The organism is Natrinema salifodinae (assembly GCF_900110455.1).
GTDB lineage: Archaea > Halobacteriota > Halobacteria > Halobacteriales > Natrialbaceae > Natrinema > Natrinema salifodinae.
In genome coordinates this window covers 732656-758997 of sequence record NZ_FOIS01000001.1, presented here as the reverse complement: position 1 = coordinate 758997, position 26342 = coordinate 732656, and the positions used below count along the sequence as shown (strand labels likewise).

Annotated in this window: 21 protein-coding genes and 1 tRNA gene; 10 read left to right on the top strand and 12 right to left on the bottom strand. The window is 66.7% G+C overall.

The window, feature by feature from the left end:
- The first annotated feature begins 30 nt into the window (after positions 1-30).
- Positions 31-1239 carry an AI-2E family transporter gene (locus BMY29_RS03525; protein ID WP_049989251.1) on the top strand — a complete coding sequence of 403 codons (1209 nt, stop codon included), beginning with the start codon at positions 31-33 and terminating at the stop codon, positions 1237-1239.
- A 20-nt stretch (positions 1240-1259) separates the two neighbouring features.
- On the opposite strand, the gene BMY29_RS03520 is transcribed toward BMY29_RS03525, so the two are convergent.
- Positions 1260-1970, bottom strand: coding sequence for a DUF2270 domain-containing protein (locus BMY29_RS03520; RefSeq protein ID WP_081985425.1), 711 nt, complete (start codon positions 1968-1970; stop codon positions 1260-1262).
- Between the two features lie 261 nt (positions 1971-2231).
- Here BMY29_RS03520 and gcvPA point away from each other — a divergent pair, with 261 nt between their 5' ends.
- Entirely contained in the window at positions 2232-3575 is a 1344-nt protein-coding gene (gene gcvPA / locus BMY29_RS03515; RefSeq protein WP_049989249.1) for an aminomethyl-transferring glycine dehydrogenase subunit GcvPA, read from the top strand.
- On the top strand, positions 3572-5113 hold the full coding sequence (gene gcvPB, locus BMY29_RS03510) for an aminomethyl-transferring glycine dehydrogenase subunit GcvPB (RefSeq protein WP_049989248.1): 1542 nt from the start codon (positions 3572-3574) through the stop codon (positions 5111-5113). The genes gcvPA and gcvPB overlap by 4 nt, the downstream gene beginning before the upstream one ends.
- Positions 5114-5296: 183 nt before the next feature.
- Here the strand turns inward: gcvPB and BMY29_RS20870 are convergent, their stop codons facing one another.
- Positions 5297-5473 carry a DUF7838 family putative zinc beta-ribbon protein gene (locus BMY29_RS20870; RefSeq protein ID WP_173424878.1) on the bottom strand — a complete coding sequence of 59 codons (177 nt, stop codon included), beginning with the start codon at positions 5471-5473 and terminating at the stop codon, positions 5297-5299.
- A 134-nt stretch (positions 5474-5607) separates the two neighbouring features.
- On the opposite strand from BMY29_RS20870, the gene BMY29_RS03505 reads away from it, so the two are divergent.
- Complete coding sequence (locus BMY29_RS03505) at positions 5608-6141, top strand: cob(I)yrinic acid a,c-diamide adenosyltransferase (protein ID WP_049989247.1); 534 nt, start codon at positions 5608-5610, stop codon at positions 6139-6141.
- Between the two features lie 32 nt (positions 6142-6173).
- On the opposite strand, the gene BMY29_RS03500 is transcribed toward BMY29_RS03505, so the two are convergent.
- Positions 6174-7958, bottom strand: coding sequence for an adenine deaminase C-terminal domain-containing protein (locus BMY29_RS03500; protein WP_049989246.1), 1785 nt, complete (start codon positions 7956-7958; stop codon positions 6174-6176).
- A gap of 244 nt (positions 7959-8202) precedes the next feature.
- Here BMY29_RS03500 and BMY29_RS03495 point away from each other — a divergent pair.
- Both BMY29_RS03495 and BMY29_RS03490 read left to right on the top strand, forming a co-directional pair.
- Positions 8203-8277, top strand: a tRNA-Val gene (locus BMY29_RS03495).
- A gap of 433 nt (positions 8278-8710) precedes the next feature.
- Positions 8711-9043: a DUF5789 family protein gene (locus BMY29_RS03490; protein WP_074854621.1), complete on the top strand. Its 333-nt coding sequence runs from the start codon at positions 8711-8713 to the stop codon at positions 9041-9043.
- Between the two features lie 342 nt (positions 9044-9385).
- On the opposite strand, the gene BMY29_RS03485 is transcribed toward BMY29_RS03490, so the two are convergent.
- Positions 9386-10399, bottom strand: coding sequence for a DUF7961 domain-containing protein (locus BMY29_RS03485; RefSeq protein ID WP_049989245.1), 1014 nt, complete (start codon positions 10397-10399; stop codon positions 9386-9388).
- Between the two features lie 240 nt (positions 10400-10639).
- Here BMY29_RS03485 and BMY29_RS20865 point away from each other — a divergent pair, with 240 nt between their 5' ends.
- Complete coding sequence (locus BMY29_RS20865) at positions 10640-10780, top strand: hypothetical protein (RefSeq protein WP_173424877.1); 141 nt, start codon at positions 10640-10642, stop codon at positions 10778-10780.
- Positions 10781-10877: 97 nt separating this feature from the next.
- Here BMY29_RS20865 and BMY29_RS03480 read toward each other — a convergent pair whose 3' ends face one another.
- The 4 genes from BMY29_RS03480 to BMY29_RS03465 form a co-directional block, all read right to left on the bottom strand.
- A complete protein-coding gene (locus tag BMY29_RS03480; protein WP_049989244.1) occupies positions 10878-11294 on the bottom strand; it encodes a hypothetical protein in 417 nt (138 codons plus the stop codon).
- Between the two features lie 97 nt (positions 11295-11391).
- Positions 11392-11682 carry a hypothetical protein gene (locus tag BMY29_RS03475; RefSeq protein WP_049989243.1) on the bottom strand — a complete coding sequence of 97 codons (291 nt, stop codon included), beginning with the start codon at positions 11680-11682 and terminating at the stop codon, positions 11392-11394.
- Positions 11679-12485 carry a succinylglutamate desuccinylase/aspartoacylase family protein gene (locus BMY29_RS03470; RefSeq protein WP_049989242.1) on the bottom strand — a complete coding sequence of 269 codons (807 nt, stop codon included), beginning with the start codon at positions 12483-12485 and terminating at the stop codon, positions 11679-11681. The genes BMY29_RS03475 and BMY29_RS03470 overlap by 4 nt, the downstream gene beginning before the upstream one ends.
- Before the next feature lie 127 nt (positions 12486-12612).
- Positions 12613-14544, bottom strand: a complete 1932-nt coding sequence (locus BMY29_RS03465; protein WP_049989241.1) for a helix-hairpin-helix domain-containing protein — start codon at positions 14542-14544, stop codon at positions 12613-12615.
- A gap of 284 nt (positions 14545-14828) precedes the next feature.
- Here BMY29_RS03465 and BMY29_RS03460 point away from each other — a divergent pair, with 284 nt between their 5' ends.
- Positions 14829-16286 carry an MATE family efflux transporter gene (locus BMY29_RS03460; RefSeq protein ID WP_049989240.1) on the top strand — a complete coding sequence of 486 codons (1458 nt, stop codon included), beginning with the start codon at positions 14829-14831 and terminating at the stop codon, positions 16284-16286.
- Positions 16287-16341: 55 nt separating this feature from the next.
- Here the strand turns inward: BMY29_RS03460 and BMY29_RS03455 are convergent, their stop codons facing one another.
- From BMY29_RS03455 to rdfA, 4 genes are all read right to left on the bottom strand, one after another.
- On the bottom strand, positions 16342-17511 hold the full coding sequence (locus BMY29_RS03455; RefSeq protein WP_049989239.1) for a zinc-dependent alcohol dehydrogenase: 1170 nt from the start codon (positions 17509-17511) through the stop codon (positions 16342-16344).
- Positions 17512-17513: 2 nt separating this feature from the next.
- The gene (locus BMY29_RS03450) at positions 17514-18287 is read right to left on the bottom strand and encodes an SRPBCC family protein (protein ID WP_074854645.1); all 774 of its coding nucleotides are present in this window, start codon (positions 18285-18287) and stop codon (positions 17514-17516) included.
- Between the two features lie 699 nt (positions 18288-18986).
- A complete protein-coding gene (locus BMY29_RS03445; protein ID WP_049989237.1) occupies positions 18987-20948 on the bottom strand; it encodes an archaea-specific SMC-related protein in 1962 nt (653 codons plus the stop codon).
- 84 nt (positions 20949-21032) lie between these two features.
- The gene (gene rdfA / locus BMY29_RS03440) at positions 21033-21656 is read right to left on the bottom strand and encodes a rod-determining factor RdfA (protein WP_049989236.1); all 624 of its coding nucleotides are present in this window, start codon (positions 21654-21656) and stop codon (positions 21033-21035) included.
- 830 nt (positions 21657-22486) lie between these two features.
- On the opposite strand from rdfA, the gene BMY29_RS03435 reads away from it, so the two are divergent.
- A complete protein-coding gene (locus tag BMY29_RS03435; protein ID WP_049989235.1) occupies positions 22487-24742 on the top strand; it encodes an NADP-dependent malic enzyme in 2256 nt (751 codons plus the stop codon).
- Positions 24743-25268: 526 nt separating this feature from the next.
- Complete coding sequence (gene gfo6, locus BMY29_RS03430) at positions 25269-26339, top strand: D-xylose 1-dehydrogenase Gfo6 (protein ID WP_049989234.1); 1071 nt, start codon at positions 25269-25271, stop codon at positions 26337-26339.
- The last annotated feature ends 3 nt before the right edge of the window (positions 26340-26342 follow it).

Below are 26342 nucleotides of genomic sequence, written 5' to 3'. Positions count from 1 at the left end.
CTCATCTATCGGGGCGTCGCACCCGGACATATGGCAGATCGTCACGAGCCGCCGGCGTGGGTCGTCGAACAGCCCGTCCTGACCGCACTCGCGCTGGGTAGTACCGTCCTCGCGCTGTTTATCATCCTGCCGTACCTGCAGTATGTCCTCTTCGGCGTCGTCCTCGCGTACATCCTCGTGCCCCTTCAGCGACGCCTCGAGGAGTACGTGCGACCGATGATCGCCGCGTTCGTCTCCGTCGTCGTCGCGATACTCGTCATCGTCCTGCCGCTGGCGTATATCCTCAGCGTCGCGCTCCGACAGACCGGCCAGCTCGTCACCGCCGTTCGGAACGGAGACGTGGACATAGAGACGATCGAGCGGGCGCTCGCCGACAGGGGGTACGCGGTCGATCTGGCCGGGCTGTACGAATCGTATCAGGACGCGATAACGGGCGGGCTACAGGGGTTCGCGACCGGCGCGCTCGACATCGTCGGCGGCCTGCCGGGCATCGCGATCGGGCTGACGATCACGCTGTTCGTCTGCTTCGCGCTGTTGCGCGACGGCGACCGACTGCTGGCCTGGTCGTACCACGTGCTCCCGCTCGACGACGAGATCCAGCGGGAGCTGTTCGCGGAACTGGACGAGCTCATGCAGGCGTCGGTCATCAGCAACGTCCTCGTCGCGGTCATCCAGGCGGTGCTACTCGGTGTCGGCCTCGCGGTGCTCGGCATCCCCGCCGTCGTGTTGCTCACCGTCCTTACCTTCCTGCTCACCCTCCTCCCGCTGGTCGGGGCCTTCGGCGTGTGGCTGCCCGTCTCACTGTATTTGGTCGCGATCGGTCGGCCGGTCGCCGCCGCCGGGCTCGCGGTCTACGGTCTGCTCGTCACGCTCTCGGACACCTACCTCCGGCCCGCGCTCATCGGGCGGACGAGCGCGTTCAACTCGGCGATCATCGTGGTCGGGATCTTCGGCGGGCTCATCGCCTTCGGCGCGGTGGGGCTGTTCGTCGGCCCCGTCGTCCTCGGCGGCGCGAAGCTCACGCTCGACATCTTCGCTCGGGAGCGTATCGATGGGACGGGAACGGACGCCGACGCTGACGACGAAACCGAGGCCGTCGCCGCGGAATCGACGACCACCGAACCCGAGGCGGCCGATTCGGAATCCGAGCGGCGCGCCGAGTCGGTGGCCGATCCCGACGCTGACCCCGATCCCGACCCTGCCTCCGAGTCGGAGTCGGAACGCGACGCCGACTCGTAACCGAGCCGTTCGCCGGTCGCTCAGTCGTTCTTCCAGTCGCCCGGTTCCGCGCCGTGAATCTCGCCCTTCGCCCGGCGCCTGGTCGGCCAGAGACCGAGCGCGAGGACGACGACGAAGAAGACGCCGAGGCCCGCCGCCACGAGCGCGCCGGGGACGCCCGGGAGTTCGGCGGCCTCGGTCCACTGCCGTTCCGGCGTGAACAGCGTGACCTTGAACGCCCAGGCGACGCCGATCACCGCGAACAACAGCCCGTAGACGCGACGGATTCGCCGGGAGAGCGCCTCCAGCGTCGAGACCTTGAACGTCGGGTTCCGGAGGTCGTCGCTCAACTCCTCGCGCCAGGCCGGGTGCTCGACGCCGACGGGTTCCAAGGCGTTCGCGAACACGTTCTCCTGGACGAAGCGGACGCGAGCGCGCCAGTGGTCGTAGAACCGGTAGCGCCGGACCTCGTAGACGAGGAAGATCGCGAGGACGAAGAGGCCGATGAGCAACAGGAACGCCGGCATGGTCGGACTCGAGAACACGAGCGACAGGAGGGCCGCGAGCAGGGCGATCGCCCAGTCGGTCGTGCGATCGATGCGGTCCTGCGCGCTGTTTGCCTGGCTGACCTCGCCGCGGTAGAAGTGCGGAAGCACGCCGAGCAGGGCGTCGGTGTCCTCGGCGACCGTCGCGCCGATCTCCTGGTCGTCGCGATCGAGAGGGCCGTCTCGGTCGTCGCGGTCGTCGACCATGGCACCCCCCGACACCGCCAGCGCGCATAGTGGTCCGCACGGCGATTGCAGGGCCGACGAGGGGCGCTCATGACTCGTCGGCTCGCAGTCGCCCGCCGATCGGGGCTAGCTACGTCGCTCGCGTGACACTCGCACACTCGAAACGGGTGCGTTCATTACCCCCTGTCCGTTAGAAGCAGGTATCGTGTCTCGGATCGAACGCCGCCGTCGACGCGGGAGGGGATGCGACTCGACCGACCGAGACCACGGCTACCGCTGACTATGCACGGATCACACGCCACGGGGAGTCCGTACGCTCCCCACACGGAGGAGGACCGCTCGACGATGCTCGAAGCGGTCGATGCGGACACCGTCGAGGACCTCTTCGATATTCCTGACGCGGTGCGCTTCGACGGAGAGTTCGACATCGACCCGCGAACCGAACGGGAAACCCGACGCCTGGTGCGCTCGATCCTGGGCCGCAACGACGAGGTGACCGAACTGCTGGGTCGGGGCCACTACGGCTACTACGTCCCGTCGCTGGTCGATCACCTCGCGGACCGCTCGGAGTTTCTCACCTCGTACACGCAGTACCAACCCGAGATCTCCCAGGGGTTCCTGCAGGCCCTGTTCGAGTACCAGTCGCTGCTGGTCGAACTGACCGGCCTCGAGGTCGCGAACTGCTCGATCTACGACGCCGCGACGGCGCTGGGCGAGGCGGCCACGCTGGCCGACCGCGTCCGCGCCACCACGGGCCACCGCGTGCTCGTGCCCGAACCGACGCTCCTGCGCGAGGAACGCCGGAGCACGCTCGAGAACTACGTCGCCGGCACCGATCTCGCCGTCGAGACATTCCCGGTCGCGGACGGCACCGTCGACCTCGCGGGACTCGAGGAAACGATCGACGAGGACGTCGTCATGGTCTACGCCGAGAACCCGACCGTCCGCGGGGCCGTCGAGGAGCACCTCGCGGAGATCGGCTCGCTGGCCGAGGAGCACGACGCCCTGTTTACGCTCGGCTCGGACCCGATCGCCCTCTCTCTGCTCCAGCGGCCCGCCGACGTCGGCGCTGACGTCGTCATCGGCGACGCGAGCGTGCTCGGCCTCCCGACCAGCTACGGGATGGGCCTGGGCCTGTTCGCCACCCGCGAGGACTACCTCCGCCAGGTCCCCGGTCGCCTGGTCGGCGTCGGCGAGGACGCGACCGACCGCCGCGCGTTCACGCTCACGCTCCAGACCCGCGAACAGCACATCCGCCGGGAGCGCGCGACGAGCAACATCTGCACGAACCAGGCGTGGGTCGCGCTCCGGACCGCGATCCACGCCGCGGCTCTCGGCCCGAGCGGAATGGTCGACCTGGCGAACCGCGGCGTCACGCGCGCGGCGACCCTCGCCGACCGAGTCGACGAGATCGTCGGCGTGCAAGCGCCGGTCCACGACCGTCACCACTTCCGGGAGTTCGTCGCGCGTGTCGATCAACCCGCCGCGGCCATCGCGGCGGATCTCGAACGGCTGGGCTTTGCGGTCCACGTCGTCGGCGAACACGAGATCCAGATCTGCGTCGCCGGCGTCCCCGACGAGCGGCTCGATCGCTTCGTCGAGGCCGTCGAGGAGGTGGTCCGATGACGGACGGAAACGCCGGCTCGGACGACCGGACCGACTCGCAGTCGCGCTACGACCAGGCCCGCTACGTCGACGACGGCGAGTACGAGCCGCTGCTCTCGGAGAAGGACCTGACGCGGGTCGAAATTGGCAACGGTGACGGCGACGGCGGCGACGGGAGCGACGCCGACGGGACGATCGAGACCGACTCGCCGCTGCCCGACGACCTCACTCGGGACTCGCTCGAACTGCCCGAGTTGTCGGAACCTGAACTGGCGCGCCACTACACGCGGCTCTCGCAGATGATCTACGGGATCGACAGCGGCCCCTACCCGCTGGGCTCGTGTACGATGAAGTACAACCCCAAGTTCACCGAGGACGTGGCGGCGCTGCCCTCGGCGGCCGTCCACCCCGACCGGTCCGAGGCGTCCGTTCAGGGCACCCTCGAACTCATGTACCGGCTCCAGGACTACCTCGGCCGGATCGGCGGGATGGACGCGGTGACGCTCCAGCCGCCCGCGGGCGCAGCCGGTGAGTTCGTCGGCATCCGCGTCGCCGCGGCCTACCACGAGCACAACGGCGAGGGGGGCCGCGACGAGGTTATCGTCCCCGAGAGCGCCCACGGCACCAACTTCGCCAGCGCCGCGCTGGGCGGCTACGACGTCGTCTCGCTGCCAAGCGACGAGGACGGGCGGGTCGACCTCGACGCGCTCGAGGCCGCCCTCTCGGAGGACACGGCCGCGCTCATGCTGACCAACCCGAACACCCTCGGACTGTTCGAGCGCGACATCGCCGAAATCGCCGAGATGGTCCACGACGTCGGCGGCTTACTCTACTACGACGGGGCAAACCTGAACGCCCTGCTCGGCCGCGCGCGGCCAGGCGACATGGGCTTCGACGTGATGCACTACAACGTCCACAAGACGTTCGCGACGCCCCACGGCGGCGGCGGGCCGGGGGCCGGTCCGGTCGGCGTCGTCGACGACTTGGCGCCGTTCCTGCCCGCGCCGCGGGTCCGTGAGCGCGCCGACGGCTCGAAAGCCAACGAACCGGTCTACGAACTGTTCGAGCCCGACCACACCATCGGCAAGGTCCACGGCTTCCACGGGAACTGGCTGGTGCTGATCAAGGCCTTCGCCTACATCGCCAGGCTCGGCGACGAGGGCCTGGCGGACGCCAGCGCCTCGGCGGTGCTCAACGCGAACTACCTCGCCGAGCGGATCGAGTACGACGTCCCCTACGGGCCGTTCCACCACGAGTTCGTTGCCAGCGCGGGCGAGCAGGACGCCGCGGACGTGGCAAAGCGGATGCTCGACTACGGCGTCCACCCGCCGACGACCAAGTGGCCCGAGATCGTGCCGGAGGCGCTGATGACCGAGCCGACCGAGGTCGAGAGCAAGGACACCTTGGATCGGCTCGCCGCGGCGTTCAACGCCGTCGTCGACGAGGACGGCGAGACCCTCGCCGACGCGCCGGAACGAACCGCCGCGCGCCGGATCGATCAGACGAGCGCCGCGCGGACCCCGCGACTCTCCTGGCAGGCGCTCGACGACGAGTCATAAGTCGGCGGACGCCGAGCGCGGCGAAACCGCGCTCGCGGTCGGTTTTCACCCGTCGATCGCTCTCGTGACGGGGTCGACGTACCGCGGACGCGGTCGAAACGTGTGAGACGTGAGAAGCGGTGTGCCTCGAAATCGGTGATCGAGGGCGAGACGCGAAACCGGATCGAGCGGTCGTCCTCGCGATTACGCGGCGCTCGAGTCGACGACGGTGCCGTTCTCGCGGATCTGGACGAAGCCGTAGTCGCAGTCCGGACAGTGCCACTTGATCTTCTCGCCGAGGTGCAGCGACGTGCTCGCGGCGCGGTAGAACGTCTTCTCGCCGCCGCAGTTGGGACACTCGTGGTCGAGTTCCAGAGCCATACCCGACGGTAACGAACGAAGCGAGTTTAACGTACTGATTTCGGCGACGGTCGGTTCGACGCCCTCGCCGGCGATCGACCCCGAAGGACCGGTGAAGACCGGAAATTAAGTGCAATCCGTCCGTCGGTCCAGCCATGTCGATCTACACCGGTCGCGGCGACGAGGGTCAGACCGACCTCCGGGACATGACCCGCGTCTCGAAGGCCAGCGCCCGCATCGAGGCCTACGGAACCGTCGACGAACTCAACGCCCTCATCGGCACGATCCGGCCGACCGACCACGACGATATCAACGAGCGCCTAGCGGCGATCCAGAACCACCTCCACGTCGTTCAGGCGGACTTCGCGAACCCGGACCCTGACGAGGACGATCCGGCGATCCGGGCGGATCACGTCGAGACCGTCGAGGACTGGATCGACGAGTACGACGAGGAACTCGAGCCCCTGACCTCCTTTATCCTGCCGACCGGCGGCGACGATGGGGCGGCGCTGCACCACGCCCGGACCGTTTGCCGCCGCGCGGAGCGGCGGGCGGTCGCGCTCGCCGAGTCGGAAGCGATCAACGAGGACGCGGTCCAGTACCTCAACCGGCTCTCGGACGGGCTGTTCACGTTCGCCCGCGTCGTCAACGCTCGCGACGGCGAACGCGAGGACGCACCCGAGTACTAAGCACGGGGCGGGCGCGGCTCCGAGCAGTCCCGTCAGTCCGCGCCGGCGTCCGATTCGGGATCGAGGCCGACGAGCGACCGACCGAGGACGTCCGCGTAGCCCGACGGCGTGAGCTTCAGCGCGGGGACGCCGGGGAACGTGAGCGTCTGGACCGTCAACAGCGGCCGCTCGACGTCGACACCCCCGTCGCGGAGCGCGTCCGCGACGGCCGCGGCTCGGGCTGCGAATCGTTCGGGCGGGAGCTCGGCCGCGGTTCCGGCGATCGGCATCGGGAGATCGGCCACCACCTCGCCGTCGCGAGCGACCGCGGTGCCCCCACCCGTCGACGCGACCCGCTCGGCGGCGACGACGGCGTCGTCGGCGTCCGCGGCGACGGTCACCAGGCCGGCCGTCTCCCAGGTGGCGGTCGTGGCGACGGCGCCCGATTCGAGGCCGTAGCCGGTGAGGAAGCCGGTGAAACGTCGGTCTTCGGTCGCCGGATCGCGGTCGAACAGGGTGGCGGTGAGCGCGTCGCGCTCAGGAGCGGGTCCGAGTCGCTGAGGGGTCTCCTCGTCGGGATCGGGATCGGCGTCACCGACACCGAGATCGACGGTCGTCTCGGTCGTCACGAGCCCGCGATCGACCGCCATCGCGCGGACGGTGCCGTCGGGCGCGGCCGCGCGCGACGCGGTGAACCGGTCGCGGTCGAGGTCGACTGAAACGGTGTCGTAGACGTAGTCGGGGTACGGGTCCGTCCTCGGCTCGACGACCGGCTCGCCGTCAGCGACCGCGATCTCTCCTTCGGCGAGAACCGTCTCGACTGCCATCGTCTCGAGGTCGTCCACGACGAGGAGGTCGGCGACCGCGCCTGGCGCGACGACGCCGCGATCGGCGAGTCCGAAATGTTCCGCGGTGTTGCGGCTCGCGGCGTCGATCGCGTCCGCCGGGGCGATGCCGGCGTCGATCAACCGGCAAACGAGTTCGGCCATCCCGAATCCCTCGAGCAGGTCGCCTGGCCAGACGCCGTCGGTCGACAGCGAGACGCTGCGGCGGTCGAGATCGGGGAATGCCTCGATGAGCGCGTCGAGGTCGTCTCGAATGGAGCCACAGCGGCCGACGACGTGGATCCCGTTGTCGGCGCGCTCGCGGATGCCGTCGGCCGAGATCGCCTCGTGGTCGTTGTCCGCGACGGTCGCGAACGCGCGCAGCGACGCGCCGCGACAGCCCGCGCCGTGTCCGACGATCGTCGCGTCCGCCTCGCGTGCACGCTCGTAGAGCCCCTCGATCGGCGCGTCGCGGCCGACGACGTGGATCCAGTCGATCTCGCCGACGCCCACCACTCGCTCGCGATCGAGCAGGTCGGCGAGCGATTCGAGTTCCGCAGCGGTGCCGGTCGCCGGCTCGAACGTGTCGACGAAGCCCTGGGGCGGCAGGGTGAGATACGTCGTGAGCGGGCAGTCGGCGGTCCGCTCGAGGACGGTCTCGACGCCGCGGCTGCCGAACAGCACGCCCAGGCCGGAGCTCTCGGTGACGATCGCGGTCGTCCCGGTCGCGAGCACGTCCGGGACCGATCGATCGAGGATCAGCTGGAGATCAGCGTGCGTGTGCGCGTCGATCAGTCCCGGCAGGACGACGCGATCGGCCGCCGAGACGACCGTCGTCTCGGGGCCCGTGACGGACGCGGCGTCCTCGAGCAACGCGGCGATCCTGTCGCCGACGACCGCGATGTCGCGCTCGAGGAACGCCTGGCGGTGCGAACAGTAGACGCGCCCGCCCTCGACGACCAGGTCGGCGGTCGCTCCCTCGCGCTCGAGCGCGACCGGCTGCAGTTCGTTCATGGGCGATCGTTCGCTCCCAGGGCCGTATACAACTCGATTGCGGCAGCGGTCTCCCACCGGCTCGGCGTTCGGGCTTGGCCAGGGTCGCGAACGCGTCCGTAACGATGCGGCCGCGATTGAGCGACGCGGGCTCGCCAGGCGGTCGGTGCAGTGCGGAGTCGTGTGGGAACGACCCGCTCGATCGGTGCCGACGACGATCGACGAAAGGAAGCCTTAAGTCGAACGCACCGATATCACCTCGTGCGGGTTGGTGATCTAGTCCGGTTATGATACCTCCTTCACACGGAGGAAGTCGGCAGTTCAAATCTGCCCCAACCCACTCGCTCACTTCGTTCGCGAGAACCCACGGACAGCGTAGGGACGTTTATAGGTGAAGCCAGTATTGGAAACTGGATTCCATCAAGTCCCTTGTCGGGGGCTGTCGCCGTTGTGCGATTGTACTAACGGAATCTGGAATGATAATTCTACCGGTGATCTGTTACCAGCGGGAAGCACGGACGAGCAAAGAAGTGTATCAACCCTTATTTTCACGGTATTTGGTTGTGGTAGCTCTGGCCAGCATAGGGCAAGCAGTTACCGAGGCAGCTATTGATTTGTCCGAAGCATGCCAAAAGTCGCCTGCTGAATATAGAGGATGTAGTCAGCACAAGGGCTACGTTATTTTCTCCAAATGAATCCTGAATTAGCCGATAGAATGTGCCTGCGAACCAACCGCCGAGAGTTATATTCGTCTGGATCTCCTACTGTTGTATATGGCAGATGATAAACAGGGTCGAGATGAGCAAGCAGATCGTGAAGAGAATCGCCAGCGTGAGCGAGAATTAGAGGAGGCTAAAGCCCGCGGCGATGAAAAGGAACCGCTGTTTGATGACGAAAGCGTGCGGCTTGGTGATCTTGATGAAGCGCTCAAATCGCACGACTATCCAACCACGACAACTGAGTTGGTTGAGGCCTATGGCGATTATGAACTTGAAATTCAGGGCGGCAAGAAACCCCTGGAGGAGGTACTCTCTTCAACTGATGACCAAACATATGACTCAGCCGAGGACGTTCGCAGACGGATACTGGGACTCATAGGCCGATAGCACAATCCCCAAGACACGTTAGTGTTGCCATATCTGTCAAACTGTATGTTCAAGGAATATGAATTTAACGCCATCTGGAGAGACACCATAAGTAATGCGATAGTGGAAGATTCCGAAGAATCTAGTAGAAGCGTTCGGGTTTCATTTGGGATCGACGTTCCATCATGGTTGTCTGACGGGAACGCCGTAGTGCGGGCAGACAGGATCTACAGGGAAGTGATATTGCCTTCACCCTTGTGGTGCGAGCGGAGCGAGCACGTCTCGGCGTAGTTCAAATCTGCCCCACCTACTCGCACACTTCGTTCGCGAGAACCCATAGATAGCGTAGGCGTGATAGTGGCTTTATTCAACCCGCTGTAGAAACTCGAGTTGCGAGTGCTCGTACGTGTAGCATTTGATCCCGTTCTCTTCACAGTGCTCCGCTAACTTCCCGGGCCAAACGCCCTCGTCATCGAAAGCGTTCAGGTACGCAACGGTAACGTCGTCACCGGTAGGCCCGTTCGGAGTCTCGACCACAACAGCCGTATCCGGATCGTCGTGACTGGTTTTGATCACGCGGTCGCCTGGCACGTATGGGTTCGCCGCGAACTCGAGATTTTCGTGTTTGTACTTCCAGAGCTTGATATCCGTATCGACACAGTACGACGCGAGAATCGCCGGGTGGTACTCACGCCAATCGGCCGGCCCCTTGTCGAGTGAACTCGGGAACGCAACGCTGACTACCTCCCCGTCGATCTCCTGCCCGAACGCGCCAGTATTCTTCTCCGGCGGCAGCACCTCGACCACGACGCCGATGGACGGATCCTCGTCCTCGGCCTTCACAACGCGATCGCCTGGCTGGAACGGATTCTCAGGCTTCTGGTTCATGTGGGCAGTGTTCGGTCCGAGGTCGAGCAGTTCGTTCATCGGTCGGGCCGCGAGGTGGTCGAGTTTCGCCGGTGATTCGCCGGAGTACTCGGCCTTCGATTTGAGCGTCGCGAGGCGCTCCCAGCCGAGCAACATCAGACTATCTTCGTCGTCACGATGCCAGACCATCACCACAATATCGTCGTCGGGATCGCGCTCGACGAGCGACTCGGGTAAGAACGCTGAGACGTCCCGCGACGACTTCACGTCCACCTCGTAGCCGAAGACCTCAAAGTCGTGGCCGGAGAAACTCTCCGGGTTACACCGCCTGATCGCGTCCTCGTTTTTCCACTCCCACATCTCGACGGGCAGGTACTCGCGACAGAACTGTTCGAACGCGAGTTCCCCGAGATTGCCGATCCGCTTCGCATCGCGATCGTCGGCGCCCTGAATGACCGCCTGGTGGTCAGCGCGTTCGTGATCGATGTCGTCCGGCGTATATCGATACATCAATCTCAAATCAAATCCAGCCAAAATGAATCTTCGTGTCTTCGGCAGACGCCTGGCCCGCATACGAATCGTCTCGATCGCCAGCCAGTCTGGCGTTCGATCCCGATTGACATAGGAACGACGGAGCGGAACCGTAGTCGACGGAGCCGCCCATCCGATCGCGTCGTCCGAACGAGCGACGGTTGCCGGCGGTGACACTCCCGACGAACGTTTAAGCGAACTCGCGTTGTATGATACAACATGGCATACGTACTACAGTGTGACAGCTGTGACCTCGATCGGGAGTGCTCGGACTGGGCCGAGGCGAACCGGTACGCCAGCGACCACGAGGCCGAGTACGTCGATCACTGGGTAAGCATCGTCGAGCGTCAAGCGGCCTGAACGGCCGTCGTTTTTCGAGCCGAGAAGCGACCGGATATCCATCCCGATCCGCTGAGCCGCCACAACAGGCGTGCTGTCCGCCGCTACTCCGCAGACGCTATCGGTCGTCGAGGTCCGCCTCCGCGTCGAGGAACGCCGATAGAATCGCGGTGTGGACCGTCCGCAGGTCCGTGTCCTGAATCGTGGCGGCCGCCTGAAACCGCTCGCGGGCGTTCGTCACCGTCTGGGGATCCGCCGCGAGATGCGCAAGGGTGAACGAATCGGGGTCGACCCGCCTGGCGGCCTCGAAATCCGCCGCGTCGTAAAGGTCGGCGAAGTCTGCGACCAGGTCCGAGACGAGGTCGTCGGTCGCGTCGGCACCGGGGTCGCCGACGGGGACCGTCGACGCGGACGGGTCGAAGTAGTTCTCGTAATCGACGACGCCGGCGTCCTCGTACAGGCGCGTGGCGAGCGCGTCGAAGGCTGGCGCCGAGAGGTAGACGCCGAACAGTTTGTAGTGATCGTCTCGGGTCATCGCTCAGGATCCGCTGTGGTCCGACCGATGGTCCGGAACGCAATAAATCGCGGCCCGTCACGGCCACGGCCGCGGTTGCGACGGCGCATCGCTCCCGTTAGTCGAGCGCGCTTGCCCCGTCGCGCCACCGCTCGTAGCCGTAGCCGACCGCGGCCGCGAGTCCGTAGCACCCGCCGAGGAACGGCACCCAGTAGACCCAGAACTCGATGCCGGGCGCGATCGCCTTGCCGACGGCCGTCCCGAGCACGAAGAGCAGGTAGCCAGGCAGGGCGAGCGGGGTCATGAGCGCCGTCTTGAGCCAGCCGATCGCGAACGGGACGACCAGCACGGCGTAGGTGACGAGCGTCGCGGGACTCGTAAGGGCGCGCCGAATGTCGGCGGTCGTCATCGGCCCCCCTCCGTGAGCAGCCCGTGGAACGCCAGCACCTTCGCCGCCGCGAGCCGCGTTACCTCGTTTCGCGCCGCCCGATCGAGCAGGAACTCGGTCGTCTCGAAGAGGTAGCCGGTCGCCTCGAACTCCCGGATCGCCTTCTGGAAGAGCAACGGCCCCGACGCGTTCGTCTCTCGCGCTCGAACCCGGTGGAACGGCATGGCCCACGGGACGGCGACCTCGTTGAGGTACGCCGCGAGGTCGTCGCCGCGCGCGTCCGCTGAGTGGAAGACCGCCTGGCCGACGTACTGCGGATGAACGGCGGCCAGGCCGAGCGATCGGTGGAGGTCGAGGACGACGTCGGGCTCGTGGCGTGCGACGGCGTCCCAGATTCCGCGCGCGAGTTCGCTCGCCGGCTCCTCACCGGCCGGGAAGTGGCGATTCAGGTCTCCGTCGGGACCCTCCCGCGAATCGTCGTCGACGGCCGCGCGGTTGGTCTCGGGGACGACGACGAGCCGTCCCGCATCGGGATGCCAGTCGGCGACTTCGCGCGCGACCTCGATGCCGTTTCGTTCGTCGCCGTGGACGCCGCCGAAGACCATCGCCGTGGGGCCGTCGCGCCCCGCGTCGCGGACGAACAGCGTGGTCTCGTAGACGGTGTCAGCGAGGATCGTCTCCGTCGACGCCTCGGTCTCGCCCGTACCGTCGGATCGACGCGCCGCCGCCAGCAACGCGTCGTCGCCGGACGGCCGACCCGCGGCGCTCGCGAGTCCGGTTACCGCGACCGCACCTCCGGTGAGCAACAGCCGACGTCGCCTCATTACTTCGACCCAGGGACGACACCGTAAAGCCCCTTCTCATCGCGGATCGTGGTCGGTCGACCGCCGTCGGCTACCCGGATCGAGAGCGGCGTCGACCGAACCCGCCACCGATGGCGCGGTTGGCGTCTCAGACGTCAACCTGCTCGATCCAGCCGGCTGCACGCGCCTCGGTCACGCCGGCGGCGTCGGCGACGGTCTCGCGGTCGGCCCGCGCGAGGTCGTCGAGTGAGGCGATCCCCGCGTCCACGAGCCGCCTGCGGTACATCGCATCGAGCCCGTCGACGAGTTCGAGTCGCTTGCCCGCCGTGTCGGCGCTACCCTGCTCGTCGTTGCGAGGCGGCCGGTCTCCCGTCTCCGTCCCCGTCATCGCGGCGGCGATCTCCAGGGGCGCCGTGGCGGCCGTCCGGGCGAGTCGTAGCTGCTGGCGGTGCAGCGTCGTCTGCCCGGTGAGTGCGCGTCGAGCCATCGTCTCCTGGAGCGCGAGACCCTGCTGAATCGCCCGCTGGCTCGATTCCAGCGCCGCCTGCTGGACGGCGATCATCGCCGACAGTGGCGTAGTCGCCTGGTGTCGGTCACTGGTCGCCGCCGACGAGCCGGGATCGAACCCCTCGAGCGGCGTTCGTTCGGTCTCGTCGGCCGTCTCGGCCGGCCGACGGTCGATCGCGGAATGGAGGTCGGACTCGCTTTCGGCGATGGTCCGCCGATCGGCCCCCTCACTCCCGCCTTCGGCGGGTACTTCCTGCCCCGCGATACTCTCCGGATCGATGTCGGCGTCCGGCTCGCGGGCTTCGGCCGCGAGCGATTCGATGTCGGGACCCCGATTCAGCTCGTCGGCCAGGTCGCGTTCCTCGCTCGACGATCCCGCGACGTCGGCGTCGGCCGCTTCCTCGGTTTCGACGGCGTCCGCGGTCGCCGCGATATCGACGCCCGTGTTCACTTCGTCGGTCAGGTCGTCGTCCGCAGTCGGACTCGGCTCGTCGTCCAGGCCGTCGTGCTCGCCGGCGGCCGACTCGATGTCGACGCCCCGATTCAGCTCGTCGGCCAGGTCGCGTTCCTCGCTCGACGATCCCGCGACGTCGGCGTCAGCCGCTCCCTCGGCTTCGACGGCGTCCGCGGCCGCCGCGATATCGACGCCCGTGTTCACTTCGTCGGTCAGGTCGTCGTCCGCAGTTGGACTCGGCTCGTCGTCTAGGCCGTCGTGCTCGCCGGCGGCCGACTCGATGTCGACGCCCCGATCTAGCTCGTCGGCGAGGTCCATCTCCGCCGTCGACGGCCGGTCGTCGGTCGCGGCGTCTTCGGCCATCGCCGGCGACTCGGCCGGTTCGGTCGCCGTTTCTTCGGTCGGAGACGGCTCGTCGGGGCTCCCGACCGGTTCCACCTCGTCGGTCGCACTCGGTTCGGTAGCACCGGCCTCGGTCGGCTCCTCGACGTCGCCTGGTCCCTCGGCTTCGGACTCGGCCCGATCCGGTTCGGGAGTCGGTTCCGGTGCGTCCGGGTCGGCGGTCGTCCCCCGGCCGCCGTCGCCGCTCGGCCGTTCGGCCGCGTTGCGAGGGGCGGTCGGGTCCGGCTCCGGACCGCGATCGCGATCCGGCTCTCGCTCCGCGGCGTTGCCGGGTTCTTCTGCGGCGTCCTCCGGTTCGAACTCCGGGCCGTCAGACGGTTCGGGGTCGGCTTCGCGCGTCGGCTCGCTCGCTGCGGCCGGCTCGGTGCGGGCGTCCTCGTCGATATCGGGGTCCGATCGATCGGTCTCGGCGTCCGCCCGGTCGGGCGGGCCGGTTGCAGCCTGGCTTTCGGCCTCGGTGTCGTCGTCGGCCTGTGCGTCGGTCTCCTCGAGTCGAATCACGTCCGCCGACACCCCGGCGATCGCGTCCTCGTGGATCAACACGGTGTCCTCGTGCGTTCGATTCCAGCCCAGGGCCGCCCTGATCGAGTCCATCACCCCCTGTTTCGGTTCGACGTGGGCGGTGTCGCCCTCGACGGCCGTGATCGCGCCGATCACCTCGCCGTTCGCGTTTTCGACTCGTTTCTCGACGTCGTCCTCCGAGAACCGTGCGCACATATCCGAGGCTGGGCCGGTCCGCGGGAAGCCTGTACTGCCTGCATCCGCGGGGATCGATTACGAACTGATTGTTGAGCACCGACGGAACGCGACCCCGGCCCGAACGCGGATGTCGGCCGGCGCGATCGTCGCACTCGAGATACTATTGTAATCTAGTAGTATGTGTCCCATTCGTTCACACACGACCGATAACGTCGTCGATAGCGCGTGATCAACCATGACGTATCGCTGAGGTATGAAGAGTTTTAGCGCTGAGACACGAACGGTTATTCGTGGCTTCTCGAGTGCCGAATCCGTTCCGTTGGCTCCTGCTGTCGATCGGGTCCCTGCTCGTTCGCGCCGGGATCGTCGATCAGCGCCGCGTCGAGCGAACGACCGATCTCGCCTGGCCGCGCATCGTGACCGGCATCGCCCGGATGTCGAAGTCCGCGGCCGACGTGGCGATGGTCGGCATCGCGCTTGGCCCGGCGGCCATCGCCGGCGTCGGATTCGCGACCCCCTTCTGGGCGATCGCGTTCGCCTTCGGCGGCGGCGTCGCCGGCGCGACGATCAGCCTGGTCTCCCAGCGCTACAGCGCCCGGGCGACCGAGGAGCTGTCGCTGGCGGTGACGACGAGCGCGGTCGTCGTCGTCGCGCTGACCGTCCCGCTCGCGGCGCTGTACTGGACGGCCCCGGAGCGCCTGATCGACCTCGTCGGGGACGACGCCGCGTCGCTCGCCTACGGCGCGGACTACCTCCGGGTCGTCGCGCTCGGGGTTCCGTTCGCCGCCCTGAACCTGATCGGCAGCCGGACGCTCGTCGGCGCAGACGACGCCTGGACGCCGATGGTACTCCGGGCGGGCGGCGCGGTCGTCAACGTCGCGGTCAACGCCGTCCTGCTGTTCGTCATCGAACTGGGCGTCGTCGGTGCGGCCATCGGGACGGTGCTGGCGAACGTCCTCGTGTTAGCGGCCTTCGTCACCGGGTTCACCGTCGGCCGGCTCCCGGTGATCGGCGAGTTCCCCGTGACGATCGACCTCGGGCGGCCCTACACGACGGTCGAAGACATCCGGGACGTCGTCTCCATCGGCACGCCGCTAGTGTTCACGAACGCCGCCCGTCGGGCCGCGCAGTTCCCGATGCTCGCGATCGTCGCCCTGTTCGGCCCGAACGTCGTGGCCGCCTACGTCGTCGCACGCCGCGTCCGGGACCTGATGGACACGCCGGGCTGGGGCTTCTCGCTCGCCTCGAGCAGCCTGGTCGGCCAGGAACTGGGCACCGGCGACGAACGCGACGCCGACAGGTACGGCTACGAGGTGCTCTGGTTCGGCACCGCGGTCTACCTCGTCAGCGCGGCCCTCGTCTTCGTCTTCTCCGAGCAGGTCGGCCGCATCTTCGTCGACGATCCGTCGATCCTGCCGCTCGTGACGACCTTCATCGTCGTCGCCTGCGTGAGCGTCGTCTTCCGCGGGGTCAGCGGCGGCGCGACCGGCCCGCTGCGCGCGAGCGGCGACACCCGCTGGCCGTTCTACGGCCAGGCGCTCGGTCTGTACGTCTTCGCGCTCCCGGTCGCCGTCGTCGGCGCCGTCTCGATCCCAGTGGGCCCCGTCGACGCCGTCACGCCGCTGGGAATCGAGGCGCTGTACGCGGCGCTGATCCTGGAGACGCTGGTGCCGGCGGTCGTGACGTACTACCGGTTCGCCGCCGGCCACTGGAAGGCCATCAGTCGGGGTTACCGCCCGGAGTCTTCACCCAGCGACTGATCGCCGTTTGCCGTCGGCCGCTCGTCCCGCGATCGAAAGCGTCTCGGAACCGATCTCAGGGCGTGAGCACCGGCCGGATGCAGCCGTCTTCCTTGTGCTTGAACATCTCGTAGGCCTCCGGCCCGTCCTCCAGCGAGCGCTCGTGGGTCGCCAGGTACGACGGATCGAGTTCCCCCTCCGCGGCGTACTCGAGTAAGTCCGGCACGTAGCGCTGGCCGTGTTGCTGGGCCGTCCGCACGGTGAGGCCCTTGTTCATGACGACGCCCATCGGGAACTTGTCCAGCAGGCCGTAGACGCCCAGCACCGAGAGGGTCCCGCCCTTGCGACAGGCGCGGATCGCCTGGCGAAGCGCGGTCCCGCGGTCGGTGTGCAGCCCCAGCGATTGCTTCGTGCGGTCGTAGGTGTACTCCAGTCCGATGCCGTGGGCCTCCATCCCGACGGCGTCGATGCAGGCGTCCGGGCCGCGGCCGCCCGTCAGTTCGTGCACCGTGTCGACGACGCTGTCGACCGCGGTGTAGTCGATGGTCTCGGAGCCCGCCTCCGACTCGGCGATCCGCAGGCGCTCCGGGAAGCGGTCGATGCCGATCACGCGCTCGGCGCCCATGAGCGCGGCGCTGTGCTGGGCCATCAGCCCGACGGCGCCGCAGCCCCAGACCGCGACGGTGTCGCCGTCCTCGATGTCGCAGAAGTCGGCGCCCATGTAGCCGGTTGGCCAGGCGTCGGAGGCGAACAGCGCCTGCTCGTCGTCGAGTTCGTCGGGCACGGCAAAGCAGTTCTCGTCGGCGTGGGGCACGCGGACGTACTCGGCGTGGGAGCCCGCGTAGCCGCCGAACGCGTGCGTGTAGCCGTAGATGCCGGCGGTCGTATCGCCGAGGATCGGCTCCTGGAGCGCCGCGTTCGGGTTCGTGTTGTCACAGAGCGACCAGAGATCGTCCTGACAGTAGCCACACCGCCCGCAGCCGATGAACGAGGGAACGACCACGCGGTCGCCCTCGGCCACCGACTCGACCTTGCGGCCGGTTTCGACGACCTCGCCCATGAACTCGTGACCGATGACGTCCCCCTCGCGCATCGTCGGAAGGTAGCCGTCGATGAAGTGCAGATCCGAGCCGCAGGGCACGGTCATCGTCACCCGGAGGATTACGTCGCGCGGATTGACGAGCTCGGGCTCCGGGACGGACTGAACGCGTAAGTCGTTGACGTCGTGCCAGCAGAGCGCTCGCATGCTCACACCAGATCACCGCTTCCCCGGCCGGACGGGTTGCGCTCGAGCGTCGGAATCTCGCCCGTCTCGACGAGGCTCTTGAACCGCCGGAGCGCGTTCCCCGCCAGCGTCTTCGGGACGATCCCCAGCCGCTGTGCCACCGCGGTCCCGACGGCGCCGCCTGGCGGCTCGAACCGCAACCGGAGCGTCACTTCCGTCCCCCGATCGCCCGGGGCCGGTCGGAAGCGAACCGTCCCCTCGTTGGCGATCGTCGCTCCGTCGACCGACTCCCAGCGCAGGACCTCGCCGGGTTCGTCGTCGACGATTTCCGTCTCCCAGGAGAGGTTCGGCCCGCGGGGCGTCTCTACTTCCCAGTGGTGGCGATCCTCACCAGCGCCGGTGATCACGGCGAACGAGCCCATGATCCGCGTCAACCGCTCGGGATCACGCCAGTACTGCGCGAGGTCGTCCGCCGGCGCGCCGACCGTAATCGAGCGTTCGACCGTCAGGTCGCCGCCGGCACCATCCTCACCGGCGCCATGATCCGTCTCGCCACCCGATCCGAACGCCCGGAGGGACCGGCCGCTCCCGCTGATGCCGCGCGCGACCAGCCAGCCGCCGCCCAGCGCCATCGCCACGCCGCCGAGCGATCGCCGCTTGATTCCGGCGACCAGCAGCATGCCGCCGACGCTCGCGCTGGCCAGGCGTTCCCCGCGGCCGAGCGGTCGCGACCGCTCGGAATCGGGCCGTCCGCCCCGCGATTCGTCCATCGCCGTATTCGACACGTTGTCGCTCATGGGGATCCGAGTGGAACGAACGATTCGCGCAGCTGTACCGTGCCGGTCCGGACTGCCGTCGTCGCACCGATTCGTGGCGCCCACGTCTCGATCGATCGCGGCGGTGATCTCGATAAACGGGTCACACGCCACCCATCACGGCGGCGATATTGTAGCTTTCAACTGCAAATGCAACGCGTCGGCGTCGGTGACTGTCGCTTCCGATGTGAGGCGGGACGAACACCGACGGCCGGTATCGTGAAGCGGTACGTACCCCAGTCGACTGCAGTCGATGCCTGGTCGCGACAGTTAGCGCTGAATCCTCTGCTACGGTAGTATTATGTAAATTAGATAGGTGTGGATGCTATAATACGGGGCGGGCGGAAGCCAAACTCGCTGGTGATACCTTCGAATATAGGGTGACGAGCGCGATATTTGAATTCCGGACGATATCGAACCGACGACCTCGGGTCCGAAAGACGGTCCGAGTGAGTCGCATTATTCGGCTGTAGACGCGGGAATGGAGCCCAACGCCGATTAGAACCGGTTTCAGTCTCTTCGGACCAATAATGGTCGTAATATAGATACTATCGGTCACTTGTCGGTATGCGATAATACAGGAAAGGGGCCGGATAGAGAGGCGGAGAACGGCGTCCCGTCTCGATCGGGTTCGGAGAACACCGGTACGCGGTCGGGGCGGAGACGAACCGACTTCGCCGCTCAGATCTCCGAGACGTAGGTGTAGGACTCTGAGAGCGCCTCCGCGTCCTCGCGCAGCAAGGCGACGACCAGACAGTCGACGTACTCCTCGAAGTACTCGACGAGTTCGGCGATCCGGTTCGAGTCGATCGCCTCCAGCGAGTCCAGCAGCATGAACGGCACGACCTCGTAGACGTCGTGAACCAGATACCCCGCCAGCGCGAAGACCAGGCCGGTGACCTCGCGTTCGCTCTCCGAGAGGTGGTCGACGGTGTCCTCGTAAGTCGCACCCTCGGCGGTCGAGCGGACGATGTGCAGGTCGAAGGCGGTCCGATCGACCTTGCGGCGGCCCTCCCGGACGGTCGTCTCGCGGCGTTCGATCCAGATGCGGTCGATGTTCTCGTACTCGAGGATCGAGAGGATCGACTCCATGTGCTCGTTGAACGCGTCGACGGCGTTCTGCTCGATCCGGTCGACGCGCGTCCGGAGGTCGGTCAGTTCGTCCTCGACGCTCTCACGTCGCTCCTCGAGCTCGTCGCGCTCGTCGAGTTGGGCTTCGATCTCGTCGATGCGGCCCTCGACCTCGTCGCGCTCGTCCTCGAGGTTTTCGAGATCGAGTTCGAGCCGGTTCAGTTCGCGGTGGGTCTCGATGACGTCGCCGTACTCCGCGTTCTCGAACGACTCGGCGTCGGCTTCGAGCTCCTCGACGCGCTCTTCTTGGGCCTCGAGATCCGCCTCGAGCTCCTCGATGCGCTCCGCGCGGCGCTCGAGTTCGCCCTCGATCGCCTCGAGTCGCGTCTCGATCTCGCCGCGCTGTTGGGTCCGCTCGCGGATCTCCTTGCGTCGCGCGGAGAGCTCGTCGATCTGGTCCTGGAGGTCGCTTCGCTCGTCGAGTTTCGCCTGGCGGAGTTCGCGGAGGCGGTCGAGCGTCGACTCGATGCGCTCGCGGTCGACCTCCGAGCCGCAGGTCCAACAGACCACGTCGGTCGACTCTCCGAGGAGCTGGTCGGTGATGTCGCCGCTCCCGTCGCCGCCCTCGTCCGAGCCCAGCGAGTCGCCGAGGTCGAGATCGAGCCCGTCGCCGGAGAGGCGCTCCTCGTTGAACCGAATCACGCTCTGGAGTTCGCTGACGGTCGTGTCGAGCGACCGCTTCCGGGCGCGGAGTTCCTCGATACGGCCGTCGAGGCGGTCCGGCGACTCGTGGTCCTCGTCGAGTTCCTCGAGCTCCGTTTCGAGCTCTTCGCGTTCGCGTTCGAGTTCGGTCCGACTCTCGCGTTCGGTCTCGAGGTCGTACTCGACGGACTCGAGTTCGGTTCGAGCCTCCTGCAGGTCGGAGAACGCCGACTCGATCTCTTCCTTGCGGGCCCGACTCGCTTCGACGTCCAGATCGAACTCGTCGAGTTCGGCCTCGAGTTCCTCGATCCGGTCGGTCGTCTCCTCGATGTCCGACTCGAGGCTCGTGCGACGCGTCTCGAGGTCGGGCAGTTCGTTCCCGAGCCGGGAGAGTTGCTCGAGTCGATCGTCGAGCTCACGCTTTTCCTGCTCGAGCATCCTGATCTCGGCTTCGATCTCGTCCGTATCGATCGGCTGCATGATCAGCTCGCGGAGGTCGTCGCCGCGCCTGACGGCCCGGCGGGCCTCGTTGGATTCGAGCAGGAACGCGAAGAGATCGGCGAGTTCCGGATCGTCGAGATACGGATCGCCGTCGAAGACGATTTCGCCGTTGCGTCGCTCGAGGTATCGCGTGTACTGCTCGTCGCCGAACGTGAGCTCGACCTGGCCGGCGTCGGCGTCGCCCTTCAGCGAGGAGCGGCGGCTGCCAAGCGCCGCCATGATCGTCTGGAGGAACGACGTACGGTTCGTCGCGTTCCGGCCAGTCAAGACGTTCACGCCGGGTTGAAGCGTTACCTCGGTGCTATCGATCCCGCCGATATTCTCCGCAGAGACGGCAATCGACGAGGTGACTGACTCTGGAGATGACACGTCTGCCGTTTATCGCCGTCGGTATAAATATTGTCGGGTTGCAGTCGTTCGCGCCCGTTCGCCGGTCACGAACCGTCGGTCGCGTCAGTCGTCTCCGACCTGACAGTCACAACCGCCCTGATCGAGCAGGTCGGCGACCGGGTAGTCGGCTCCGCACTCGTTGCAGATGACGCGAACGTCGACGAAGACCTCGTAGTCCCGGTCGGCGATTTCGCCCGCGTTCCCCAGTTCTTCGAGGGTGGACTCGGTGACGACCTGCGTTCGGCCGGCCAGGCGCTGGACGGTCTCGGTTTTCCGTTCGATGCGGTCCTCGCCGTCCTCCTCGGGGAGGGAGGCCTCGCGGACGTTCGTGAGATAGGTGTGGATCGTCTGATGGGTGACGAAGTCGGACTCCACTCGCTCGACGTCGACCCCGGCGCGTTCGAGGTCGCGGCGTTTCCGGACCGCTTCGGACCGCGAGACGTCGTCGTCCGTGAGCGTTCGGTAGAGCGATTCGATGTCCGAGTCGAGCGCGGTGCCGCCCGTCTCGCGGACCGCCGCCCGGAGCACGGCCTTGTTGAATTCGGTCGCGAGATCGCGGAGGCTCGTCCGCTCCGTTCCGTCGCCGATCCACTCGGCCTCCAAACGATCCCCCCATCCGTCGAGGTCGTACTCGTCGATCACTCGCTCGACCTTGGTTCGTCGCCCGCCGCTCGAGTCGTCCGTCATAGTGGAAGTCAGCGAGGCCTATAGTACAAATGTTGCGATTAGCTTCGGCGCGGGCGACCGGTGCGATCCGGACGAGAGGGAGTACGTCACAGCATGTCATTCATATCTCCTATCGAGGAAACGGCCGGCGAGTGGGAACCACGTCGGCACGCACGGCCCCCTAATCCGTGTGGTAGACCGGGTATACGGGTCTATTTCGCTCCGGTGAATTCGCCGTTTGTAATCGTTTCACGTCCGGGTCGTTTATCCACAGTTCGGGTTTCGACCACTTCGTGAACCCGGTCACGAGCCCCGCAAGCGAAATTGATAATTACAAATGTACGCCTGTAAATCGTCCGGGCGGCGGCCCACTGGCCGAGACGCGACGTCACGGCTGGTAGACGGCGTCATCCGGCCGCCGTTCGGTCTTTGGGAACGGTCCGTATTAGTGACCCGACCGTACCCCGTTCGAGCCGAATTCGGCGGCGCCGTCTCCCCGGTCCGCGATCGCCGTCAGCACCGAGAACGGACGGCAAATCGCCGCCGCGATCGACGGGCAGCGCCCCGCCGATTCGCCGCGGCTTGACGCGGGTGAGCGGATCGGACCGAGCCGTCCAGCGGTACGACTCGCGCGACGGTCGCCGTACCTCCGAGGCTCGAAGAGAACGTTTAATAGCCATTCCGCCGAACGGCGCTCGATACCGGTTCGCGGACGAGCACCGCTACGATCGTCTCGCCGCCCGAAGGCGACGTCTCACCGACTCGCGTCGCGGCGAGCGGTGCGACCATCACAACCAGTGTGTCGAAGCGTACACTTTTGGTGATACGCGGGCGAACACCAGCACAGACCAATGGACGACGACGCGCTCGAATACCATCGGACCGATCCGCCGGGGAAGATCGAGATTTCGACCACCAAATCGACGAACACCCAGCGCGACCTCTCGCTTGCGTACTCGCCTGGCGTCGCGGCGCCGTGTCGCGAAATCGACGCGGACGAGACCGACGCCTACAGTTACACGTCGAAAGGAAACCTGGTCGGCGTCGTCTCGAACGGCTCCGCCGTCCTCGGGCTGGGCGACATCGGCGCCCAGGCGTCGAAACCCGTCATGGAGGGGAAAGGCGTGCTGTTCAAGCGCTTCGCCGACATCGACGTCTTCGACATCGAACTCGACCTCGCTGATCCGGCCGCGTTCGTCGAGTCGGTGGCGGCGATGGAGCCGACCTTCGGCGGAATTAACTTGGAAGACATCAAAGCACCGGAGTGTTTCGAGATCGAGGAGCGACTCCGCGAGCGCCTCTCGATCCCGGTGTTCCACGACGACCAGCACGGCACCGCCATCATCTCCGGCGCGGCGCTGCTTAACGCCGCGGAGATCGCCGGGAAGGACCTTGACGAACTCGAGGTCACGTTCGCCGGCGCGGGTGCGGCCGCGCTCGCGACGGCCCGGTTCTACGTCTCGTTGGGCGTCGAGCGGGAGAATATCACGATGGCCGACATCGGCGGCATCCTGACGACCGAGCGGGCGGAAGCCGGCGACTTGAACCCGTACAACAGCGAGTTCGCCCGCGACCTCCCCGAGGGCGACCTGGCGGACGCGATGGAGGGCGCCGACGTCTTCGTCGGCCTCTCGGCTGGGGGCATCGTCTCCCAGGAGATGGTCCGGTCGATGGCCGACGATCCGATCATCTTCGCGATGGCGAATCCCGATCCCGAGATCGGTTACGAGGAGGCCAAGGAGGCCCGCGACGACACCGTCATCATGGCGACCGGCCGTTCGGACTATCCGAACCAGGTCAACAACGTGCTCGGATTCCCCTTTATTTTCCGCGGCGCGCTGGACGTCCGCGCGACCGAAATCAACGAAGCGATGAAGGTCGCGGCGGCTCACGCCCTGGCCGAGTTAGCCAAACAGGACGTCCCGGATTCGGTGGTTAAGGCCTACGGCGATCAGCCGATCCAGTTCGGCCCCGAGTACATCATTCCGAAGCCCCTCGACACGCGGGTCCTCTTCGAGGTTGCGCCCGCGGTTGCACGGGCGGCGATCGAGTCGGGTGCGGCTCGCGTCGACCTCGACGTCGACGAGTACGTCGAGACGCTCGAGGCCCGCCTCGGGAAGTCCCGCGAGATGATGCGGGTCGTGATCAACAAGGCCCAGTCCGATCCGAAGCGGATCGCGCTGGCCGAGGGCACCGACGAGACGATCGTCCGCGCGGCGGCGCAACTGGACGAACGCGGCATCGCGGAGCCAGTTCTGATCGGCGACGAGGGCGAGATCAGGCGGACCGCCGCGGCCCTCAATCTGGAGTTCGAGCCGGACGTCGTCGACCCCGAGACCGGCGACTACGAGGACTACGTCGACCACCTCTACGAGCGGCGCAAACGGAGCGGCATCACCCGCCGCGAGGCCGGGACCATGATCCGCGACGACCCGAACTACTTCGGCAGCGTCATGGTCGACCGCGGCGACGCCGACGCGATGCTCACCGGGCTGACGAACCACTACCCGTCGGCGCTGCGGCCGCCGCTGCAGGTCATCGGCACCGCGCCCGACGCCGACTACGCCGCCGGCGTCTACATGCTCACGTTCAAGAACCGCGTGGTCTTCGTCGCCGACGCGACGGTCAACCAGGCGCCCGACGAGGACGTCCTCGAGGAAGTCACGCGCCACACGGCCGACCTGGCCCGCCGGTTCGATATCGAACCGCGCGCGGCTCTGCTGTCGTACTCGGACTTCGGCAGCGTCGACAACGAGGGGACGCGGAAACCGCGCGAAGCGGCCCGCCGGCTCCGCGAGGATCCAGCGGTCGACTTCCCCGTCGACGGCGAGATGCAGGCCGACACCGCCGTCGTCGAGGAGATGCTAACCGGTACCTACGAGTTCACCGACCTGGAGGGGCCGGCGAACGTGCTCGTCTTCCCCAATCTCGAGGCCGGTAACATCGGCTACAAGCTGCTCCAGCGCCTGGGCGGGGCTGAAGCCATCGGCCCGATGCTGGTCGGCATGGACGAGCCGGTCCACGTCCTCCAGCGCGGCGACGAAGTCACCGACATCGTCCACCTGGCGGCCGTCGCGGCGGTCGACGCCCAGAACGACCAGGCCTGATCGACGGTCGGTGCCGACCGGCATTCGCCGGGCCACCTCTCGGAGCAACGAGCAGTGCTATCGTTTCGGCGGGGGCGTCCCGCTGCGAGCGCGACCTCGAGACCGCTGCCCCGGAGCACAGCGTCGCGCACTCCGCGTTCGAACGGATACGACGGGCCGTTCGGACAAGTAGTGGTATAGAACGAGCACGAATGAACCGATCGAGGTGAGACGGAAGGTCACTCCCCGTGTCAGATGTGGTGACCGCAGCGTGTGCGATCTCTCGGACGGCGAATACCGACGCTCCCGCGCCGGAGACGGCGAGCCCTCGTTTTTCATTACTGAACGTCCGGGTGTCGTCGAGACGATCGCTCCCGCGGCGGGGACCGGACACGGATTACCCGCGTCCGGGCTCGGTAGCGTCTCCCTTCTACGCACCGACTCGTTCGTCTCCGAGCGACGGGTGCGATACGGGCCTCCACGAACCTTGTCAGCACCACGCACTTTCATCGATCATTTTTTATCAGACTGGAGAATAACACCGCCTATGCTCGATTGGATCGACAGTTACGAGAAACGAACGTGGCAAACCACCGACGAGGGGACTATCAACTACGCGCTGATCGGCCTGGGCTGGTGGACCATCGACGTCGCGCTGCCGGCGATCGAATCCTCGGACCTGGGCGAGGTGACCGTGCTGGTCAGCAGTTCGACAGAGAAGGCCGAGCGCCTGGCCGACGAAAACGACGTCGCACGCGGGATCAGCTACGACGAGTTCCACGACGGCGCGGCCAGCGACGAGTACGACGCGGTTTACATCGGGACGCCGAACGCCTACCACCTGGCGTACGCAGAGACCGCGGCCGAGCTGGACAAGGCGGTCCTCTGCGAGAAGCCGATGGAGGCGACCGTTGAGCGCGCCGAGGAACTCGTCGAGACCTGCGAAGCGGCCGACGTCCCGCTGATGATCGCCTACCGGATGCACACCGATCCGGCGGCTCAGCGAGCGCGCGAGTTGATTACAGATGGATTCATCGGCGAGCCGGTATCCGTCTACGGCCACAACAGTCAACCGCTTCTCGAGATGATTCCGGATCCGGACCAGTGGCGGCTCGATTCGGACCTAAGCGGCTACGGGACGTCGGTGATGGACCTGGGGATCTACTCGATCAACACCGCGCGCTACCTCCTCCGGCGCGAGCCCGTGACGGTTCACTCGAACATGCTCTCGAACCACGAGGCGTTCGACGACGTCCCGGACGAACGCGCCTCGTCGCTGTTCGTCTTCGAGGACGACGTCCAGATGATCTCGACGGCCAGCCAGCGCGCCCACGAGGACACCCACCTCAAGATCACGGGGACGGAGGGGCGGATCGAACTCCGGCCGGCGTTCCACGGGGAGTGCTCGCTTCACCTCTCGCGCGGCGACGTGTCGGTCACGATCGAACACGACGCCTTCGACGCGGAACGCGAGATGGAAGAGGAGTTCGACTACTTCGCCGATCGGTTGCTCGGCGACGCCGAGATCTATCCCGACGGGCGACACGGCCTCCGGGATATGCGGATCATCGAGGCCGTCCACGAGTCCGCCGAGCGCGGCGAGCCGGTCGACCTCTAGCTC